Genomic DNA, 16173 nt, shown 5'->3' on the forward strand with positions numbered 1-16173 from the left:
ACTATTGGAGACAGAACAATCATGACTGAAGCCTTTATCTGCGACGCCATCCGGACTCCTATCGGCCGCTACGGCGGCAGCCTGTCTGCCGTGCGTGCGGATGATCTTGGCGCAGTGCCGCTCAAGGCGCTGATGGCGCGCAACCCGCAGGTCGACTGGTCGGCCATCGACGATGTGATTTTCGGCTGCGCCAACCAGGCGGGCGAAGACAACCGCAACGTGGCGCGCATGTCGTCGTTGCTGGCCGGGTTGCCGGACAGCGTGCCGGGTTCGACCATCAACCGCCTGTGCGGCTCGGGCATGGACGCGACCGGCACCGCTGCGCGCGCCATCCGCTCGGGGGAAACCGCGCTGATGATCGCGGGCGGCGTGGAGAGCATGAGCCGCGCGCCATTTGTGATGGGCAAGGCCGCGAGCGCCTTCTCGCGCGATGCCGCCATCTACGACACCACCATCGGCTGGCGCTTCATCAACCCGTTGATGAAGGCGCAATATGGTGTCGACTCGATGCCCGAAACCGCCGAGAACGTCGCCACCGACTACAAGGTCAACCGCGAAGACCAAGACCGCTTCGCGCTGCGCAGCCAGGCCAGCGCCGCGCGTGCGCAGGAAGACGGCACGCTCGCGCAGGAAATTACGCCTGTGACGATCCCGCAGAAGAAGGGCGACGCCATCGTGGTGGACCGGGATGAGCATCCTCGCGCGACGAGCATGGAAGCGCTCGCCAAGCTCAAGGGTGTGGTGCGTCCGGACGGCACCGTGACCGCTGGCAACGCTTCGGGCGTCAACGATGGCGCCTGTGCGCTGCTCCTCGCCAATGAAGACGCCGCCAAGCGCTTTGGCCTGACCCCGCGTGCGCGCATCGTCGGCATGGCGACCGCTGGCGTGCCACCGCGCGTGATGGGCATTGGCCCGGCACCGGCGTCGCAGAAGCTGCTCAAGCAGTTGGGCCTGACGATTGATCAGATGGACGTGATCGAACTGAACGAAGCCTTTGCTGCGCAGGGTTTGGCAGTGACGCGTCAACTGGGTCTGCGTGATGACGACCCGCGCGTCAACCCGAATGGCGGCGCCATCGCATTGGGCCACCCGCTCGGCATGAGCGGCGCACGCCTGGTGACGACGGCGATGTATCAGCTGCAACGCACGGGCGGACGCTATGCGCTGTGCACGATGTGCATCGGCGTGGGCCAGGGCATTGCGCTGGTGATCGAACGCGTTTGATACGACGATGACCAGCGGACTGCTCGATCGCGCATTCTCCACACCGGCCATGTTGGCGGTGTGGTCCGATGCGGCCACGGTGCGCGCGATGCTCGATGTGGAGGCCGCGCTCGCGCAGGCCGAGGGCGCGGTTGGCGTGATTCCGGCGCAAGCCGTTGCGCCGATTCGCGCGGTGTGCGCCAACGTCACGTTGGACTTGGACGCGCTGGGCACCGCCGCTGCCAGCGCTGGCAACCTGGCGATCCCACTGGTCAAGCAACTGACCGCCGCTGTCGCGCAGCACGATGAACACGCCGCGCGCTACGTGCATTGGGGCGCGACCAGCCAGGACATCATCGATGCCGGTCTGATGCTGCAGTGGCGGCAATCGGCGGAGTTGATCGAAGCGGATTTGCAGAAGCTGGCGGACGCGCTGGCCGCGCTGGCGCAACGTCATCGCAATACACCGATGGTGGCGCGCACGTGGTTGCAGCAAGCCCTGCCGACCACGTTCGGGCGCAAGGTTGCGGGCTGGCTGGACGCGGTGCATCGCGCGCAGGATCGCTTTGCCGTGCTGCGCGCGCATGTGCCCGCGCTGCAGTTTGGTGGGGCGGCAGGCACGCTTGCCAGCCTGGGCGAGCATGCACGTGCGGTCGCTCAAACGCTGGCGCACGAGCTTGATCTGCCGCTGCCTGCTCTGTCGTGGCACGGCGAGCAAGATCGAATCGCCGATATTGGCACGACGCTTGCGCTGCTTACCGGGACGCTGGGTCACTGCGCGCGCGACCTGTCGCTAATGACGCAGACGGAGGTCGGCGAGGTTGCCGAGCCGTCCGGTGCGGGCAAGGGCGGATCTTCCACCATGCCGCATAAACGCAACCCGGTCGGTTGCGCGACGGTGCTTGCTGCGGCCACGCGCATGCCGGGGTTGGCGAGCACGCTGCTGTCTGCGTTGCCGCAGGAGCACGAACGCGCGCTCGGCGGTTGGCAGGCGCAATGGGCGACGTTGCGTGAGATGGCCTGCCTCGCGGCCGGCGCGCTCGATCGCATGCGCGAGATTGTTGAAGGTTTGCATGTTGACGCCGCTCGCATGCGCGCGAATCTCGACCTCACGCACGGCCTGATCCTCGGTGAAGCCGTGATGCTGGCGCTCGGCGCAGATCTTGGTCGCCTGCAAGCACACCATGTGGTCGAAGCTGCCAGTCGCAAAGCCTTACAAGAGAGCAAAACGCTGTATGACGTGCTGGCCCAGGACGCCGACGTCCTGCGCATCTGGGGCACGGCCACGCCGCAACGGCTGAGCGCGCTGCTCGATCCCAATCATTACCTTGGCGATGCGGGCGCCGCAGTCGACCGCGTGCTTGCCGAACATGCTCGCCGCCATCCCTGAACACACATTCCACGGAGACACCATGCCCTGGCTTGAACACGACAATGTCCGCCTGTATCACGAATTCGATGATGGGCCCGCCACGGGTAAGCCGGTGCTGGTGCTGTCGAACTCCCTGGGCACGAACCTGGGCATGTGGGAGCCGCAGCTCGAAGCGCTGCGTCAGCACTTCCGCCTGTTGCGCTATGACCAGCGTGGCCACGGCCAGTCGAGCGTGCCCGACGCGCCGTTTGGCGTCGCACAGCTCGGCGGGGATGTGCTTGCACTGCTCGACCACTACAACATTGAGCTTGCGCTGTTCTGCGGCCTGTCGATGGGCGGCCTGACTGGCCTGTGGCTGGCCGCGTATCACGGCGAGCGCTTCCCGCGCATGGTGGTGACGAACACCGCCGCGCTGATCGGCACGCAGCAGAGCTGGAACACGCGCATCGCGCAGGTCGAAGAGGGCGGTATGGCCAGCATTACGGAAACGGTGCTGGAGCGCTGGTTCACGCAGGGCTACCGCGATGCCAACGCAAGCCGCGTCGACATCGTCAAGGCGATGTTGCTGTCCACGCCGGACGCCGGCTACAACGGCAACTGCGGCGCGATTCGCGATGCGGATCTGCGTGCGCAACTACCGAGCATCCGTGTGCCGATGCTCGTAATTGGCGGCACGCACGATATCTCCACGCCCGCCGCGCAGACCAAGCTCATTGCAGACGGCGTGCCGGGTGCGCAATACATCGAACTCTCCGCCGGCCACCTCTCCAACTGGGAGCAGGCTGACGGCTACACCGAAGCGCTGGTCAGCTTCTTGACGACGGGCGTTGCGCGCGAGGTCGCGCATGGATGATCGTGAACGCTACGCTGCGGGCATGGAAGTGCGGCGCGCTGTGCTTGGCGATGCGCACGTCGACCGTGCCAACGCCGCACAAACCGAGTTGACCGCGCCGTTCCAGGATCTCATCACGCGCTATGCCTGGGGCGAAATCTGGACGCGCCCCGGTTTGCCGCGCCACACGCGCAGTCTGCTGACGATTGCCATGATGGTCGCCCTCGGCCGCGACGGTGAGCTGCGTCTGCATCTGCGTGCCGCTGCCAACAACGGCGTCACGCGCGACGAGATTCAGGAAACGCTGCTGCAGACCGCCATCTACTGTGGCGTGCCGGCAGCCAACCATGCGTTCCATCTGGCGCAGACGGTGTTTGCGGAGATGGATGCCGAGGGCGCTGCCAGCAATTGATGCCGGTCGCCTTGGTGCGCGCTATGTAGTCCATCCAGAATCGCATCGCCGACGGCGCGCTTGACGATTGTCGGAGTGCGTCCGTCTGTGGGGCCCAGCGCGTGCAGGCGTGTCTTAGTTTGTCGCTGGAGGCTCGGCGTTGACGAACGGCCCGAGGGAATCCGCGTATTTGATCAAGTCGGCGTCACGCGTGATGCCGAGCTTGCGCATTGCCGCCAGTTTCTGTGCACTGATGGTCTTCTTGCTTCGATGCAGTTTCTCAGCGATTTCCGTCACCTTATAACCCTCGCGGAAGAGCCGGACGATCTCCGACTCCCGTTTCGACAGCGCGCTGCCGGAGCCAATATCCGCTTGGGTGACGAGTGAAGCGATCGCTGGCGACAGATAGCTGCCGTTAGCATAAGCCGCGTGCACGGCGGCGACCATGTGTGAAATCGAGTCGGATTTGCTTGCGATGCAGTGCACGCCAAGCAGCTGCAGCGCGCGAAACACCGGGGGAGAACTGAGCATCGTGACCGTTACGATCCGCAATTGCGGGTAGCGTCGCCTGAGGAAGGCGATCAATGCTTGGCCGTCGCCGTACTGCCCCGCGGCGGCGGGCATCACGTAGTCGAGCACCAGCACGTCGCAAGGTGTGGTGTCCAGCTGGTCGACCAGCGCTTTGGCGTCCGACACCACCGCAACGACATCGATCGTGGGCATGCGGCTCAAACCATGCGCTATACCGTGCCCCGTCACTGGGTGATCGTCCGCGACGATCACACGAACCGAAAATTCATCCATCGCATCCTCGCCCCATCGAAGCTGGCACCAAGGGACGCCGTCTTGCGTCTGATGCGTACGGATTGTATCTCAATATATTTTCTATTCCGGAGGTTGCAGCCGTTTTAGGCGAGGTTCAAATCTAAAAATTTCGCTAATTGTTTCAAAACACGTAGCGCCTACAATTCGCATCGGGACGGGGCACTCAGCGTCATGGAAGGCGGTCCGTTTGCGCGGTGCGGCCCCGGATTTCGATGTGTATGTCTTCGGTCTCCAGCAATAGCCGGTCTGCTGTCGGAATCAGGAAATATCAATCAGGAAAAGATATATCCTCGATTTTCAGTGCTACTGATACGTCATTGTAAATTGCAAGAAGGTATTGGCCGGTCCCGGCGTAACGACGCTGCCAGTCTGATAATAGGCGGCGAGCAGAGGAATGGAAAAATTACCGCCACTTGAACTGTAGCTGGTGAAGGGAATTGGTTGACTCAGCTGAAGCCGCGTGCCATAGCTGTTCATCAACTGTAGTCCGACGCCGGTGGCGGTGGATGGCACCAATGCCACCACCGAATTGGCTGAATCCAAAATCGGAGTTACGGGGTCGATCTGGTACGAAACAGTTTTGATTCCGCTAGGGCAGTTGAGCAACGAGATGTTGAAGAGCTTTAGTGCCGCTTTACTTCCAATGCTAGTAAATAGCTTGGTCTGAACCGTACCCATAGCGACAGTGACATTCGGTGTTGAGCACGTTTGTGGGACGATCAACGTACTGCCGTTCTGATAATAATTTGGCGACCAAGTTCCGCCCAATTGACTTTGATGGTGCTGCGGAACCATATTCACTATTCTCTCTGACGTAATGTATCCGCCAGCCTGAATGGAGTCGTTCAGCTTAACGTAGGCAAAGGCAATCTGGCCACCATCGGGTTGGGTATTTCCATTGCAGGAATATGATGCAATATATGGGTAGATTTGACTATCAGCGCCAATAAATTTCGACCATGAAGTCCAGCCGCAGTTATTGGCATAGAGGCGAACGGATACGGCTAAACCGATTCCTTGTACGTTCGTTGTATAAACTCTGGCGCTTCCTTGCGTGCCTCCCGGGTCGGCTATCCGCATTCCTGTGTCGGTTCCCGAGCCGATGTACAGGACCCCTGCTCCCGAAGAGTTGATGTTCGTCGTATTGCATTTGAAGGCGGATGATTGCGACGGGCCCAATATCCAGCCGGTCAAGTTGGTGCCCGCTACAGCATCACGTGGGACTGAAATTGTGGCGGGCATACTTAACGTACTGGTGACGCCACCACCGCTGCATGTTGCCGCCGCCTGAGCGTTCATGCTCCAGAAGGCGGTGGTCATCCCAATGGCAAAATAGATAGCTTTTGCCAGGTTGGATGGATGTGTATAAGTTTTATGCAGATGCGAATTGCGTGATAGTTGCGCGGTCATTTTCATTGATTTCCACTTTTTCCAATCGATGCGATGTCGGCGGTGCGAGCGTATTCGGGTCGCGTTGGCATTGATTGCTTATCTTCTGGTTTTAGCGCCCGATTTCAGCGCCGCTGCTGCAATCGTCGGCAACTCGCATTTGACGCTCAGGCGCAAAGGGAGACTGTCCGGAAGTGGCGAGGCGGGGACGGCATAACCAAAGCTGCAGCGCTGGTCGGATCGCTCGCCCCATTTGGCTGTGAGCGTGCCTGAGTCGGCGGGCACGCGCGCATAGATCTGTCCGCCCTGGCCGACTGCACCAACGCTGCTGCCCGAGGGGTCAATCACATCAGCACCAAAGGGCAGCGGCTTGCCGTCAGGCAGGGTCGCATGCGCGAGCAAGGTACGTCCCCTGACGGTTTGATAGTGCAGCATGACGACGGACCCGAGATGTGGCGCCACCTTCTGCGACGTTTCCTTGATTTCGACGTCCGCTGGCGACCCCTTCGGATCGATTTCGACAGTGTTGAGGCTGTATGGCGTCAGGTACGGGACGATTGCATAGCCATGCCGGTCAACGCGTACACCCGGCGCATTCGTTAACGAGGCGCCTTTGGCACCCCGCGCCGCAACGATGGCGATCGTGTCGCCCAGCGACTGGCCCAACGTAATGCCGCCGGGGTGCGCCACGATAGAGCCCATCGCGCCGACGGACATTTGCCGGAAGTGCGAGCCTGTGCTGGCGCCGGCGCGCAGCTCCGTGAAGGGAGCGCGATATTGCAGGTTCGCGCCGCCACCAACGGCGGTGCCGGTGTTCGCACTATTGTTGGCGTCAAGGTGAAGGTTGTAGCTCAGCTGATTGAGATCGCCTGCCGTGCCGTTAAAGCTGGTTTGGGCTTGTGTGTTGCCCCGCGTATCGTGCGTCAAGTTGGTCGATACCGTGGCGATGGTGCGGCTGACACGGCCGAGGGGAATTGTGACGCCGACATAGAACTGGGAATACTGTCGACCGTCGTTGCCGCTGCGCATGCGCGACACGCTAAGGTTGTACGAGATGCTGCGCCAGCTGTTGGTATAGCCAATCTGAAACTGGACGTCGCTGCTGGGTCGGTTCCAGTAGTTCTGCGCTGAAGCGGAGACATACAGGTTGCCGCGACGGTCTCCAAGCGGCTGGTTGGCGGACACCAGGAAGCGGCTGCGCGCTTGCCAAACCGCGCTCGTGTCTTCGCCGGCGCGCGCGTAACTGCGCAGGCGCGCGGCGTCCTGCAAGCTTAGGTATCCGCTGGTCGAGTAGCGGTAGGCGGCCACTGTCAGGTTCGTGCTGGTCTGCTCGAGCAGCTTGCTATAACCGACACGATAGCTTTGCCCGCGCATCGATGATGCGCCCGGTACGGAGGTCTGGGCCGCAGTCGCATCTACCGAGATCGCGCCCGCCTTCGTGTTGATGGCGATGCCTGCCTGCGTTGCACCGTAGCCCTGCGCACCGAGCAGCCCGCCGTACAGTGTTATCTGGTCGGTGATGCCACGCTGCATGATGCCCTGCGCAAAGTAGGGGGCCTTGCCACGCAGGCTCGAGTCACGCAACTGGCCGACCGTCAACGCGTAGCGGGTGACTCCTGGGCGCAGTAGCTGAGAAACGGATGCGTACGGCACGCTGAAAGTATTCCGGCGGCCATCGGCTTCCTGCACGGTCACATCAAGGTTGCCGCCATATCCTGTGGCGTACAGGTCATCAAGGACAAATGGCCCGGGCGCAACGGTCGTCTCATAGATGATGTTGCCGTTCTGGCGCACCGTTACCTTCGCGTTGGTCTGTGCCACTCCACGCACAATAGGTGCATAGCCGCGCTTTGATTCCGGCAGCATGCGGTCATCGCTGGCAATCTGCACGCCACGGAAACCCACGCTGTCGAACAACTCACCACTAGTAAAGCTCTCGCCGAGCGTGATGCGTGATCGCAGGCGTTTCAAGTCCCGCTGGACGTAAGTCGCTACGTTTTGCCACTGCATGCGGCTGCCGCCGCTGCCGGAATCCTGCCAGCTCAGCGACGAATTGGAGCGCAGTTGCCAGCCGGCCACATTGACGCCGGTGTTCAATCCCAGGAAGCCCTGAGTCTGCGCGGTACCGTAAGAGTCGGTGCTGTAGAGGTTCGCGTTGTAATCGATAAAGCCGGCATTCACACCACGATCCCAATATTTGGGATCGACATACCCGCGTGGTGTGCGGCGCATGTCAGCCTGCGGTACGGTGATGATCAAGCGGAGGTCCGCCGCATCGAAGCTGGCGGTCGCATTTGGCAAGAGCGTTTCCAGATGTTCGCACGCATTTGCCGCGGCGAGCGGTTTGAGCGCGTCCGGAGAGAGGCTTGCCACGTTCGCCCCATAACGTTCCAGCATCGCCGGCGTAAAGCACGGCTGCGCCTGTTCGCCGGCATGTGCCCGCAGCGTGATGTCCTCGCTGGTTACCCAATTTCCATTGACGTACACGTCGGCGCGGTAGACGCCGGGCATCGTTTGGCCGCCACGCTCGAACCGGGATAGATCGACGGCGTTGTCACGCCGACCTTTAAGGAACGTAGGATTGAAGATCACATCCCCGTCTGTCGGGGCGTTCGATTCCTGCGCGGCGCCGTCAAGCTGGGCGGGTGCTTTGCCTTCCCCGTAGTCTGTTGGAGTGCTCGCTGTCCGTAGCTCCCTTGCATTCGACGCAGCCGCAAAACCGCCCATCAGTAGCGCCGCGATAAGCGCGCTTGCTGGGCGGACAGGTACCCCGTGTGCGGAAGCCGGCCGATGACGGTTGGTACGAGTTGCGGACATGGGAAATCTCTTTGTAAAGATTTATAAAGATGGCGTGTGTCGATAAAATCTATTCACGCGCTCATCACCGATGGGGATTGAATTTAAATTGACGAATTAGAATAAATTCGGCGATGTTATGTTGAAAATGTTTTTATTTTTGGATAGTATTTTTCTTAAAACTCAGCGTGCCTATATGCGATTATTTGCGCAGGCTGCGTCGGCGAATCCCGTCGGGGTTCAAGCGAATTGGTAGAAAAATTCGTATGTGGAATACCAGACATCAGGACGAGCAGGGTGTCGTCAGTCAGCGGTACATTTTTGTGAACGGCTCCCACTTCCCGGATGTTTCGAGGGGATGCGGTTTGGCATTGGCAGAGGCGATTCGATGCGTTCCGAGGCTTTCTGATCGCGTATCGATATCGCCTGCGCCTCAGCAGGGAGCCTGACTGCGGGCGATATGGCGTGGCAGGCCTCCCATATCTTCGCCAGCCCTTTAAGGCGTGATCTGCGTTTGATGCGGTACGCCGGCACCGTAATCGTTCATCGACGTGTAATGCAGTTCCAGCGGGCCTGTGGGCAACGTTGCCAAGCCCTTCAAGGCGAAACGAAAAGTGGCGTTAGGCGCAACCATTCCCACACCGCCTTCCTCTGTCCGTCCGCCGTGCTGCAATCGGACTTCAGTCAGTGACACATGGTATGGGCTGGTGTTCTGGCATTCGAGCGCATAGGCGCCGGAACTCTCGTGTATTAGCTTCCATGTGAGCTGCTCAGCAGCGCTGTCCGGATCGCTGGGTAGACCGCTGGGCCGGAAAAAAATCTTGATGCGCGTGCGGAACGCGACTTGCAATTGATTGTGCTCGTCACTAGGGCGTGCACTGGGCGGAATATCCAGGACATTCAAATAGAACACGGATTCGCGGTCAACTGGCAGGGGCTCTTTCAGATAAACCAGACGGAGCGTCTGGCCCTTGCCCGGTTCGACGCGCGCGAGCGGGGGGGTCAGCATGAACGGCGCAGCGCTCTCTTCGGGCGATTCGTTGGCATTGCCGCTATCGATCCAAGCCTGCATCAGAGCGGGGCGATCTCCCTCGTTGGTGAGTTTGACGCTCACTTCACGCTGTTCGGCCGGGTAGATGACTCGCGTCCCGGAAATGACGACGTTGGCGTGGGCGCTTGCCGAAAGCAATGCACCGAGTAAATAAAGGGCCGCAAGACACTGGCGCGTTAAAAAGTTCATGGTTTGAAATCGGTGTTTAAATGGCCGCGCAATAGCGCGGCCATCTGACGCTTAGTTGTAGTTCATCGAGAACGTGACCTGCGACGTCACTTGGCCCGCGTTAGCGGCTGCCTTGGCCGCCAGGTATTGCGCGTAGTACTGCATCGTTGCGGAACCATCCGTGATCGTTACCGTTTGCGAATTGGCATTGGTGGTGATGTTGATCGGCTGGTATTTGTCGTTCAGCAACTGAACTTGTGCATTGGAGCCACCGGCGGTCTGGTTGACCAGTGCGCCGGTAGCCGAATCGACCGTCGAACCGATCTCGAAGTGCGTTTGCGCAGATGCTCCCGAGCATGAGGTCAGGTTCAGTTGGAACGGCGTAACACCGGCGGTCGAGCCGACCGCGCGCAGTGCGGTGACCGACAGCGTCGGCAGCGTGACGTTGACGTTGGTTTGCGTGCCGCTGTCGTTGCCGTTGATCTTGCAGGTGGACCCGACCAGCTGGCCGGTGAACGAGATGGTGCCGTCAGTGGCGGAGGCTTGGGCCGAGGTGAGCGCCATGCCGAGAACAGCAGCGATGGAGAGTGAGAGTTTTGCCATTTTCATCTTGATTTTCCTTTGTAAAGAGTATCTCGCTTTAAAGCGAGAAATGTGAGTATTGATGGGTGCCGTAGAGATGAATATTCGAATGAATATATTCCCTATTTTTTATATTCTATGATTGCCCTCCAGACGAAATGCTGATTTGTTTTCCCCGTAGTCGTCGATGACGTCGCTGGGGCTCCATCGGCATAAGCGAAAAACATTGCGCCTAACGGCATTGCCTCAAATTTTTGAGCGAGAAAATGCGCACTAGACGCCTAAATCGGGCGGCCAGATAAACAATCGGTTTAAATGGTGCTGAGCGGGTTATGTTAGGAATAACTTGCGGCTCGCGATATAGGACGAGCACCTGACCTGGGGTTTCTTCCATAGGACGAATGCCTGACTGGTAGTTTTCCGCATGGGTCGAACGCTGGATCTATGGCTTGTTCAACGGCGCTGATCCGGCGTGAGATGTTGTTGCAGGAGACCGGCCGGTGGCCAATGAGGCTGGCGCGAGATGGCCAACGGATCAATGCGTTGAAAGACGTGGTTCAAATGCGAAGGCCATGGGGGCCTTCGGATTGCGTCCAGCAGTTGCGATGAACGGCTGGCAACGGGCCGCAGATGTGCCTGGGCGTGTACTGCGAGATGGGACCGAGCCTCCGTGGGTGGACGAGGGCCGCGCACCATGGCGTGATCCGGTGCACAAAGAGGCCGGCCGCCTGGCCCATCAGGACAGGGTGCCGGACTTCATGCACCGCGGTCTACGACGAGGGCGCTCCCAGGCCTTAAAACGCATCGAGTGATCGTGTTGTGAACAACTGCGCAGATAACACTTCCTTGTCTATCTGGTGTGCTTGCGCTTGGCTGGAGCATGGCCGGGTTCGCGCCATTCGTCCGCTTCGTCGTTGAACAGCGACGTCACGAGGGCCCGGAGCCACTGACTGCGCGCGTCGTTATGAAACTTCCGGTGCCAGTGCTGCTTGAGATCGAAGCTGGGCAGTTCCAGGGGCGGCTCCATCACGCGGATGTTGGCGTGCGATTGCATGAACGACAGGCCCACCGCGTGCGGCACCGTCGCAATCAAGTCCGTGCGCGCCAGGATGAACGGAATGCTCATGAAATGCGGTGTAAGCAGCGCCGGCTTACGTCGGATGCGCTTGCGTTCCAGAAACCGCTCGTACAGTTCCTGACTGCGCCCCTCGGCGCGCACCACGGCGTGCCCGTATTCCAGGAACTGCGCCATCGACAGCTTCGTATTGGCGCCGCGCGTGACAGGATGATCGGCGCGCACGATGCATGTGAAGTAGTGGGTAAACAGCCGCTGCTGGAAGAAGTTGTTCTTCTTCAAGTCGGGGAAGTAACCCACAGCCAGGTCGAGCGAACCGGTCTCAAGTGCGCGTTCGATCTGCGCCGGCGGTAGAGATACGGATTGCACCGACGCCCGCGGCGCCTGCCGCGCCATCGCCTCGACAATGCGCGGCAAAAACACCATCTCGCCCACGTCCGACAACGAGATCGAGAACGTGTGCGTGGTCGTGGCCGGATCGAACGCGCCGGTTTCCAGAATGCCCTGCTGCACACGCGCCAGCACATCGCGTGCTGCAGGAATGAGCGCCAGCGCTCGCGGCGTCGGCTCCATGCCGCGCGAGGTGCGTACGAACAGCGGGTCGTCAAACGCAGCACGCAGCTTTCCCAGCGCGGTGCTCACGCCAGGCTGGCTCATACCAAGCTGTTGCGCGGCCATGCTCACGCTGCGCGCGTCGTGTAGCGCCAGCAGGATCGGCAACAGGTTCAGGTCAAAGTCGGGCAGGGTAGACATGGCAGACGCACTATATGAATTGGCGATAAAGTTTATCGCCAATATTGCATTGTGCGATATCAAGGTGAGCACCAACAATGGTTGCCAGAACGATTCCAAATCCATCCGGAGACAACCATGCGCACCCAGGTCGCCATCATTGGCGCGGGCCCGGCAGGCCTTCTGCTCGGGCAGCTTCTGCACCGCAACGGCATCGACGCCGTCATCCTCGAAACCAAGAGCCGCGCCTACGTTGAAGAGCGCATCCGCGCCGGCGTGCTGGAGCAAGGCACGGTCGACGTGCTCAACGAAGCGGGTGCGGGCATGCGGATGCGCCGCGAAGGACTGGTGCACCATGGCATCGATCTGCTGTTTGGTGGCAAGCGCCATCGCATCGACCTGACCGCTATGTCGGGCGGCCGCTCGATCACCGTGTATGGGCAGCACGAGGTGGTAAAGGATCTGATTGCAGCGCGCGTGGAGCAGGGCGCACCGCTGCTGTTCGATGTGAGCGATGTGTCGGTGCACGACATCGAGTCGGCCACGCCTTCGGTGCAGTTCGTCCACGATGGCGTGCCGCAGACACTGCAATGCGATTACATCGCCGGATGCGATGGCTTTCACGGCATCTGCCGGCAAGCGATTCCGGCGCAGCGGCAAGCGGTGTTCGAGCGCGTGTATCCGTTTGCCTGGCTTGGCATCCTGGCGGAAGCCGAGCCCGCCGCGGAAGAGCTGATCTACGCGAGCCACGATCGCGGCTTTGCGCTGTTCAGCATGCGCTCACCCAAGATCACGCGGCTTTACCTGCAATGCAAGCCCGATGAAAACCTGGCCGAATGGTCCGATGCGCGCATCTGGGATGAACTCCACACGCGTCTGGAGAACAACGACGGCTGGCGCCTGAAGGAAGGTCCGATCCTGCAGAAGAGCGTCACGCCGATGCGTAGCTTTGTCTGCGAGACGATGCAGTACGGCCGCCTGTTCCTGGCGGGTGACGCCGCGCACATCGTGCCGCCCACCGGCGCGAAAGGCATGAACCTGGCTGTGGCTGACGTTCGCGTGCTGGCCCAGGCGCTCACCGCGCGCTACAAGCAGGACGACACCGCCCAGCTTGCAAGCTACTCCGAACGCTGCTTGCAACGCGTCTGGCGCGCCGAGCATTTCTCGTGGTGGATGACGTCGATGCTGCATCGCTTTGACGACCACACGCCGTTCATGCAAAGGCTGCAGCGCGCCGAGCTGGACTACGTGACCAGCTCGCCTGCCGGCGCCCGCGTGCTGGCCGAAAACTACGTCGGCCTGCCGTTTGCCGATACGGCTGCCGGTGCGTCGTTGAGCGTGGTCAGTAGTTCCAGGGCGGCGTAGTCGTCGGCTTGGACAGTGCGATGCGGGAGACCAGCGGGTGGAAGCCCAGCCCGCGCGAGGCCGTGTAGACCTTCTGCGCGTTGGCGGTCTTCAACGCGTAGTCGATCGTAAAGACGGGCACGTTCCCGGCACAGTATTTCTGCAGTTGGTCGATCGTCCATTGCGTGTCATCTGCACTGGCGGCCTTGTCGCCGCCGGAGGCGCTACCCCAAGCGGCGCCGGAACTGCCGCCGAACCACGTGTCTTCCTGCGAGATACCATCGATTGTTGCCAGCAGCGTTGATCCACCGCCGTCGTCAATCAATGAGGGTGCGTTTTGCTGGATCACCGCGAACTGTGGATTGATGGCGCGGCCCGCCGCACGGATCTTGGCGATGAAATCGATCATGGCCTGCGCTGGGTCGATGCCAGCCGCTTGGGCCGCGTCTGCCACAGAAGGCTCGGCGTACGCCTCGACCCAATCCAGATAGACGCCGTCGAACCCTTCGCGCGCCAGTTGCGCGACGGCGCCGTTTGGCCCGAGCCAGAGCGCTTGCCAGCGCGGGTCCCAGAACGCAACGGGGTAGTCACCGGCCCAGCCATCGGGGTCGGCCTTGATGATGAAGTCGGGCGTGCCGGGGCCGTCAGCTGTCGGTGCCTTCCAACTCGACGCCCAATAGGTGCGGAAGTCTTCGGCCTCGCCAATGTCGATGTAGGCGAGCACTTTGCGCGCGGAGCCGTCGGGCTTGGTGCGCAGGCGCGCCACCATGTCGACGGTGTTGAAGTTTTCCAGCCCCTTGATGGTGTTGTTGGCCTCGATCACCAGCATGTCGTACGGCTGCGTGTCCAGCGCGTCAATCTGCGCGCTGGTGGTCATGCCCTGCAACTGATACATCCACGTCTGCACTCCTGCCAGCGGCGAGGTGCCGTTGACTCCGCAAACGCGTGTGGTTGTTGCGGCGGCAATCGTTTTCGACTGGGCGTTCGCCGCATTGGACGCTGCGCTGGCTTGCGGGCTCAATGACGAACCACCATCGCCGCCACCACAGGCAGACAGCGTCAGCCCGGCACACGCCAGGGCAATCGGAGAGATCAGGCGCATTGTCACTCTTGAAAGGATTGGGAGGCGGTGCCGTGCTCCGAGCGTGCATATCCGTTTGAATGCCGCGGCAGGCACCAATCAATCCAAGCTAGCACAATCGGATCGCGCCGCACCGTGCGGCGGGGGCGTGACGTTCTGAAACTTCTTTAGACCAGCGTTCGTCGTCGCTTCCGACCTCTTTGCCATGGCCGATGATTGGTCTGCGCATGCTGTGCCGTGCCCGAAGTCAAACGTTGCCGTCGCTTTCATCGCCATGCAAAACGCACGGGTGTATAGTCGGACAGCACTCGACGTTCAAGAAGGGGGCATTTCAGATGGACACTTCGCCGGCGGGCCAATACAAAGGCTTCGACATTTATCCGTTGGCTTTCCAACATGAACGCACGGCACGCTGGCCCGAGGCCAGGGAAGATCGCAGCTACAACGCAGCCGTGATGATCTGTCGGGCGGGGGAGTCGCCCGAACCCGGGCAGACCCAGGTCTTCCGCCTCTCGGGGGACCGGCAATTCAGCAATGTGGGTGCTGCGCGCATCGCAGCGCTGCGCTTTGCTGAGAGCATCATCGATGGTGACGTGCCTGAACTGTCGCTTCCCGCCGACGGCGCCTGAACCCGCAGAACCTGCCCGTGGTAGAATAGCAGGCGAATCCGGCTCGCCGCCGGGCCAATCATGGTCGGTGGCGGCTGAGTCCAGCACCGGGGAATACCCCGCGCCGAGTCGGGCGGCGCGCATCTGCGACCGCCACCCATCCTCGCTCTCGCTTGCACGAAACGGCGCGCGCCATTGGCGGGCGCGATTTGTGTTTCGTGCAGCTCGGTACCCCCCAAGCCCGCTGTCCGGGCAGATGATCGCGGCGTACCGCTGCATGCTCCTCAAGGCGTGTGGCGTGGTTCGGGTGGGTCATCACATCATTGCAACCATCGGCGCAGCCGCGTGCTGCATACAAAGGAACGAGTTTGGCCAAGGAAGAACTGATTGAATTTGAAGGGGTGGTGTCTGAAGCGCTACCCGACAATCGTTTTCGCGTGCAGTTGGAAAACGGCGTGGAAATCTGGGCTTATGCATCGGGCAAGATGCAGAAGCACCGCATCCGCATTCTCGCGGGCGACCGCGTGAAGCTGGAAATGTCGCCGTACGACCTCACGAAGGGTCGCATCAACTACCGGCACAAGTAAAAAACGGCTGTGCCGCCAAGACGTCCATCCCGTGGGCGTTTCGAAGAAACCGCGTGTCTGCCCGACTCGCGGTTTTTTTATTATTGCTGCGTAAGCAGTGTTAAATTTCGTTGATCTGCCGACAACATCCGGTATCA

General features: G+C 60.9%; 14 protein-coding genes. 7 read left to right on the plus strand and 7 right to left on the minus strand.

Annotated elements, in window-relative coordinates:
• Nucleotides 1–21 precede the first annotated feature (21 nt).
• The 4 genes from pcaF to pcaC are packed head-to-tail and all read left to right on the plus strand — an operon-like array spanning nt 22 to nt 3819.
• Nucleotides 22–1224, plus strand: coding sequence for a 3-oxoadipyl-CoA thiolase (gene pcaF / locus M1D44_RS03795; protein ID WP_045206035.1), 1203 nt, complete (start codon nt 22–24; stop codon nt 1222–1224).
• A 7-nt stretch (nt 1225–1231) separates the two neighbouring features.
• Nucleotides 1232–2593: a 3-carboxy-cis,cis-muconate cycloisomerase gene (locus M1D44_RS03800; RefSeq protein ID WP_316853156.1), complete on the plus strand. Its 1362-nt coding sequence runs from the start codon at nt 1232–1234 to the stop codon at nt 2591–2593.
• A 22-nt stretch (nt 2594–2615) separates the two neighbouring features.
• Nucleotides 2616–3428 carry a 3-oxoadipate enol-lactonase gene (gene pcaD / locus M1D44_RS03805; RefSeq protein ID WP_112184035.1) on the plus strand — a complete coding sequence of 271 codons (813 nt, stop codon included), beginning with the start codon at nt 2616–2618 and terminating at the stop codon, nt 3426–3428.
• Nucleotides 3421–3819 (plus strand): 4-carboxymuconolactone decarboxylase, encoded by a 399-nt coding sequence (gene pcaC, locus M1D44_RS03810; protein ID WP_024975132.1) that lies wholly within the window; start codon nt 3421–3423, stop codon nt 3817–3819. The genes pcaD and pcaC overlap by 8 nt, the downstream gene beginning before the upstream one ends.
• Before the next feature lie 114 nt (nt 3820–3933).
• Here the strand turns inward: pcaC and M1D44_RS03815 are convergent, their stop codons facing one another.
• From M1D44_RS03815 to M1D44_RS03840, 6 genes are all read right to left on the minus strand, one after another.
• A complete protein-coding gene (locus M1D44_RS03815; RefSeq protein WP_112184038.1) occupies nt 3934–4602 on the minus strand; it encodes a response regulator in 669 nt (222 codons plus the stop codon).
• A gap of 324 nt (nt 4603–4926) precedes the next feature.
• Nucleotides 4927–6039, minus strand: coding sequence for a fimbrial protein (locus M1D44_RS03820; protein ID WP_080693637.1), 1113 nt, complete (start codon nt 6037–6039; stop codon nt 4927–4929).
• A 72-nt stretch (nt 6040–6111) separates the two neighbouring features.
• Complete coding sequence (locus M1D44_RS03825; RefSeq protein ID WP_316853157.1) at nt 6112–8829, minus strand: fimbria/pilus outer membrane usher protein; 2718 nt, start codon at nt 8827–8829, stop codon at nt 6112–6114.
• A gap of 475 nt (nt 8830–9304) precedes the next feature.
• The gene (locus tag M1D44_RS03830; RefSeq protein ID WP_316853158.1) at nt 9305–10048 is read right to left on the minus strand and encodes a fimbrial biogenesis chaperone; all 744 of its coding nucleotides are present in this window, start codon (nt 10046–10048) and stop codon (nt 9305–9307) included.
• A 51-nt stretch (nt 10049–10099) separates the two neighbouring features.
• Nucleotides 10100–10636, minus strand: coding sequence for a fimbrial protein (locus M1D44_RS03835; RefSeq protein ID WP_024975136.1), 537 nt, complete (start codon nt 10634–10636; stop codon nt 10100–10102).
• A gap of 823 nt (nt 10637–11459) precedes the next feature.
• The gene (locus M1D44_RS03840; protein ID WP_112184047.1) at nt 11460–12437 is read right to left on the minus strand and encodes a LysR family transcriptional regulator; all 978 of its coding nucleotides are present in this window, start codon (nt 12435–12437) and stop codon (nt 11460–11462) included.
• Nucleotides 12438–12554: 117 nt separating this feature from the next.
• Here M1D44_RS03840 and pobA point away from each other — a divergent pair, with 117 nt between their 5' ends.
• On the plus strand, nt 12555–13781 hold the full coding sequence (gene pobA, locus M1D44_RS03845) for a 4-hydroxybenzoate 3-monooxygenase (RefSeq protein WP_112184049.1): 1227 nt from the start codon (nt 12555–12557) through the stop codon (nt 13779–13781).
• On the opposite strand, the gene M1D44_RS03850 is transcribed toward pobA, so the two are convergent.
• The gene (locus tag M1D44_RS03850) at nt 13759–14862 is read right to left on the minus strand and encodes an endo alpha-1,4 polygalactosaminidase (RefSeq protein WP_316853159.1); all 1104 of its coding nucleotides are present in this window, start codon (nt 14860–14862) and stop codon (nt 13759–13761) included. The genes pobA and M1D44_RS03850 overlap by 23 nt on opposite strands.
• A gap of 314 nt (nt 14863–15176) precedes the next feature.
• Between M1D44_RS03850 and M1D44_RS03855 the strand changes: the two genes are divergently transcribed.
• Nucleotides 15177–15470: a hypothetical protein gene (locus tag M1D44_RS03855; protein WP_004631110.1), complete on the plus strand. Its 294-nt coding sequence runs from the start codon at nt 15177–15179 to the stop codon at nt 15468–15470.
• A gap of 347 nt (nt 15471–15817) precedes the next feature.
• Nucleotides 15818–16036, plus strand: coding sequence for a translation initiation factor IF-1 (gene infA / locus M1D44_RS03860; protein ID WP_004631109.1), 219 nt, complete (start codon nt 15818–15820; stop codon nt 16034–16036).
• The last annotated feature ends 137 nt before the right edge of the window (nt 16037–16173 follow it).

It is taken from the genome of Ralstonia sp. SA306, from assembly GCF_054792405.1.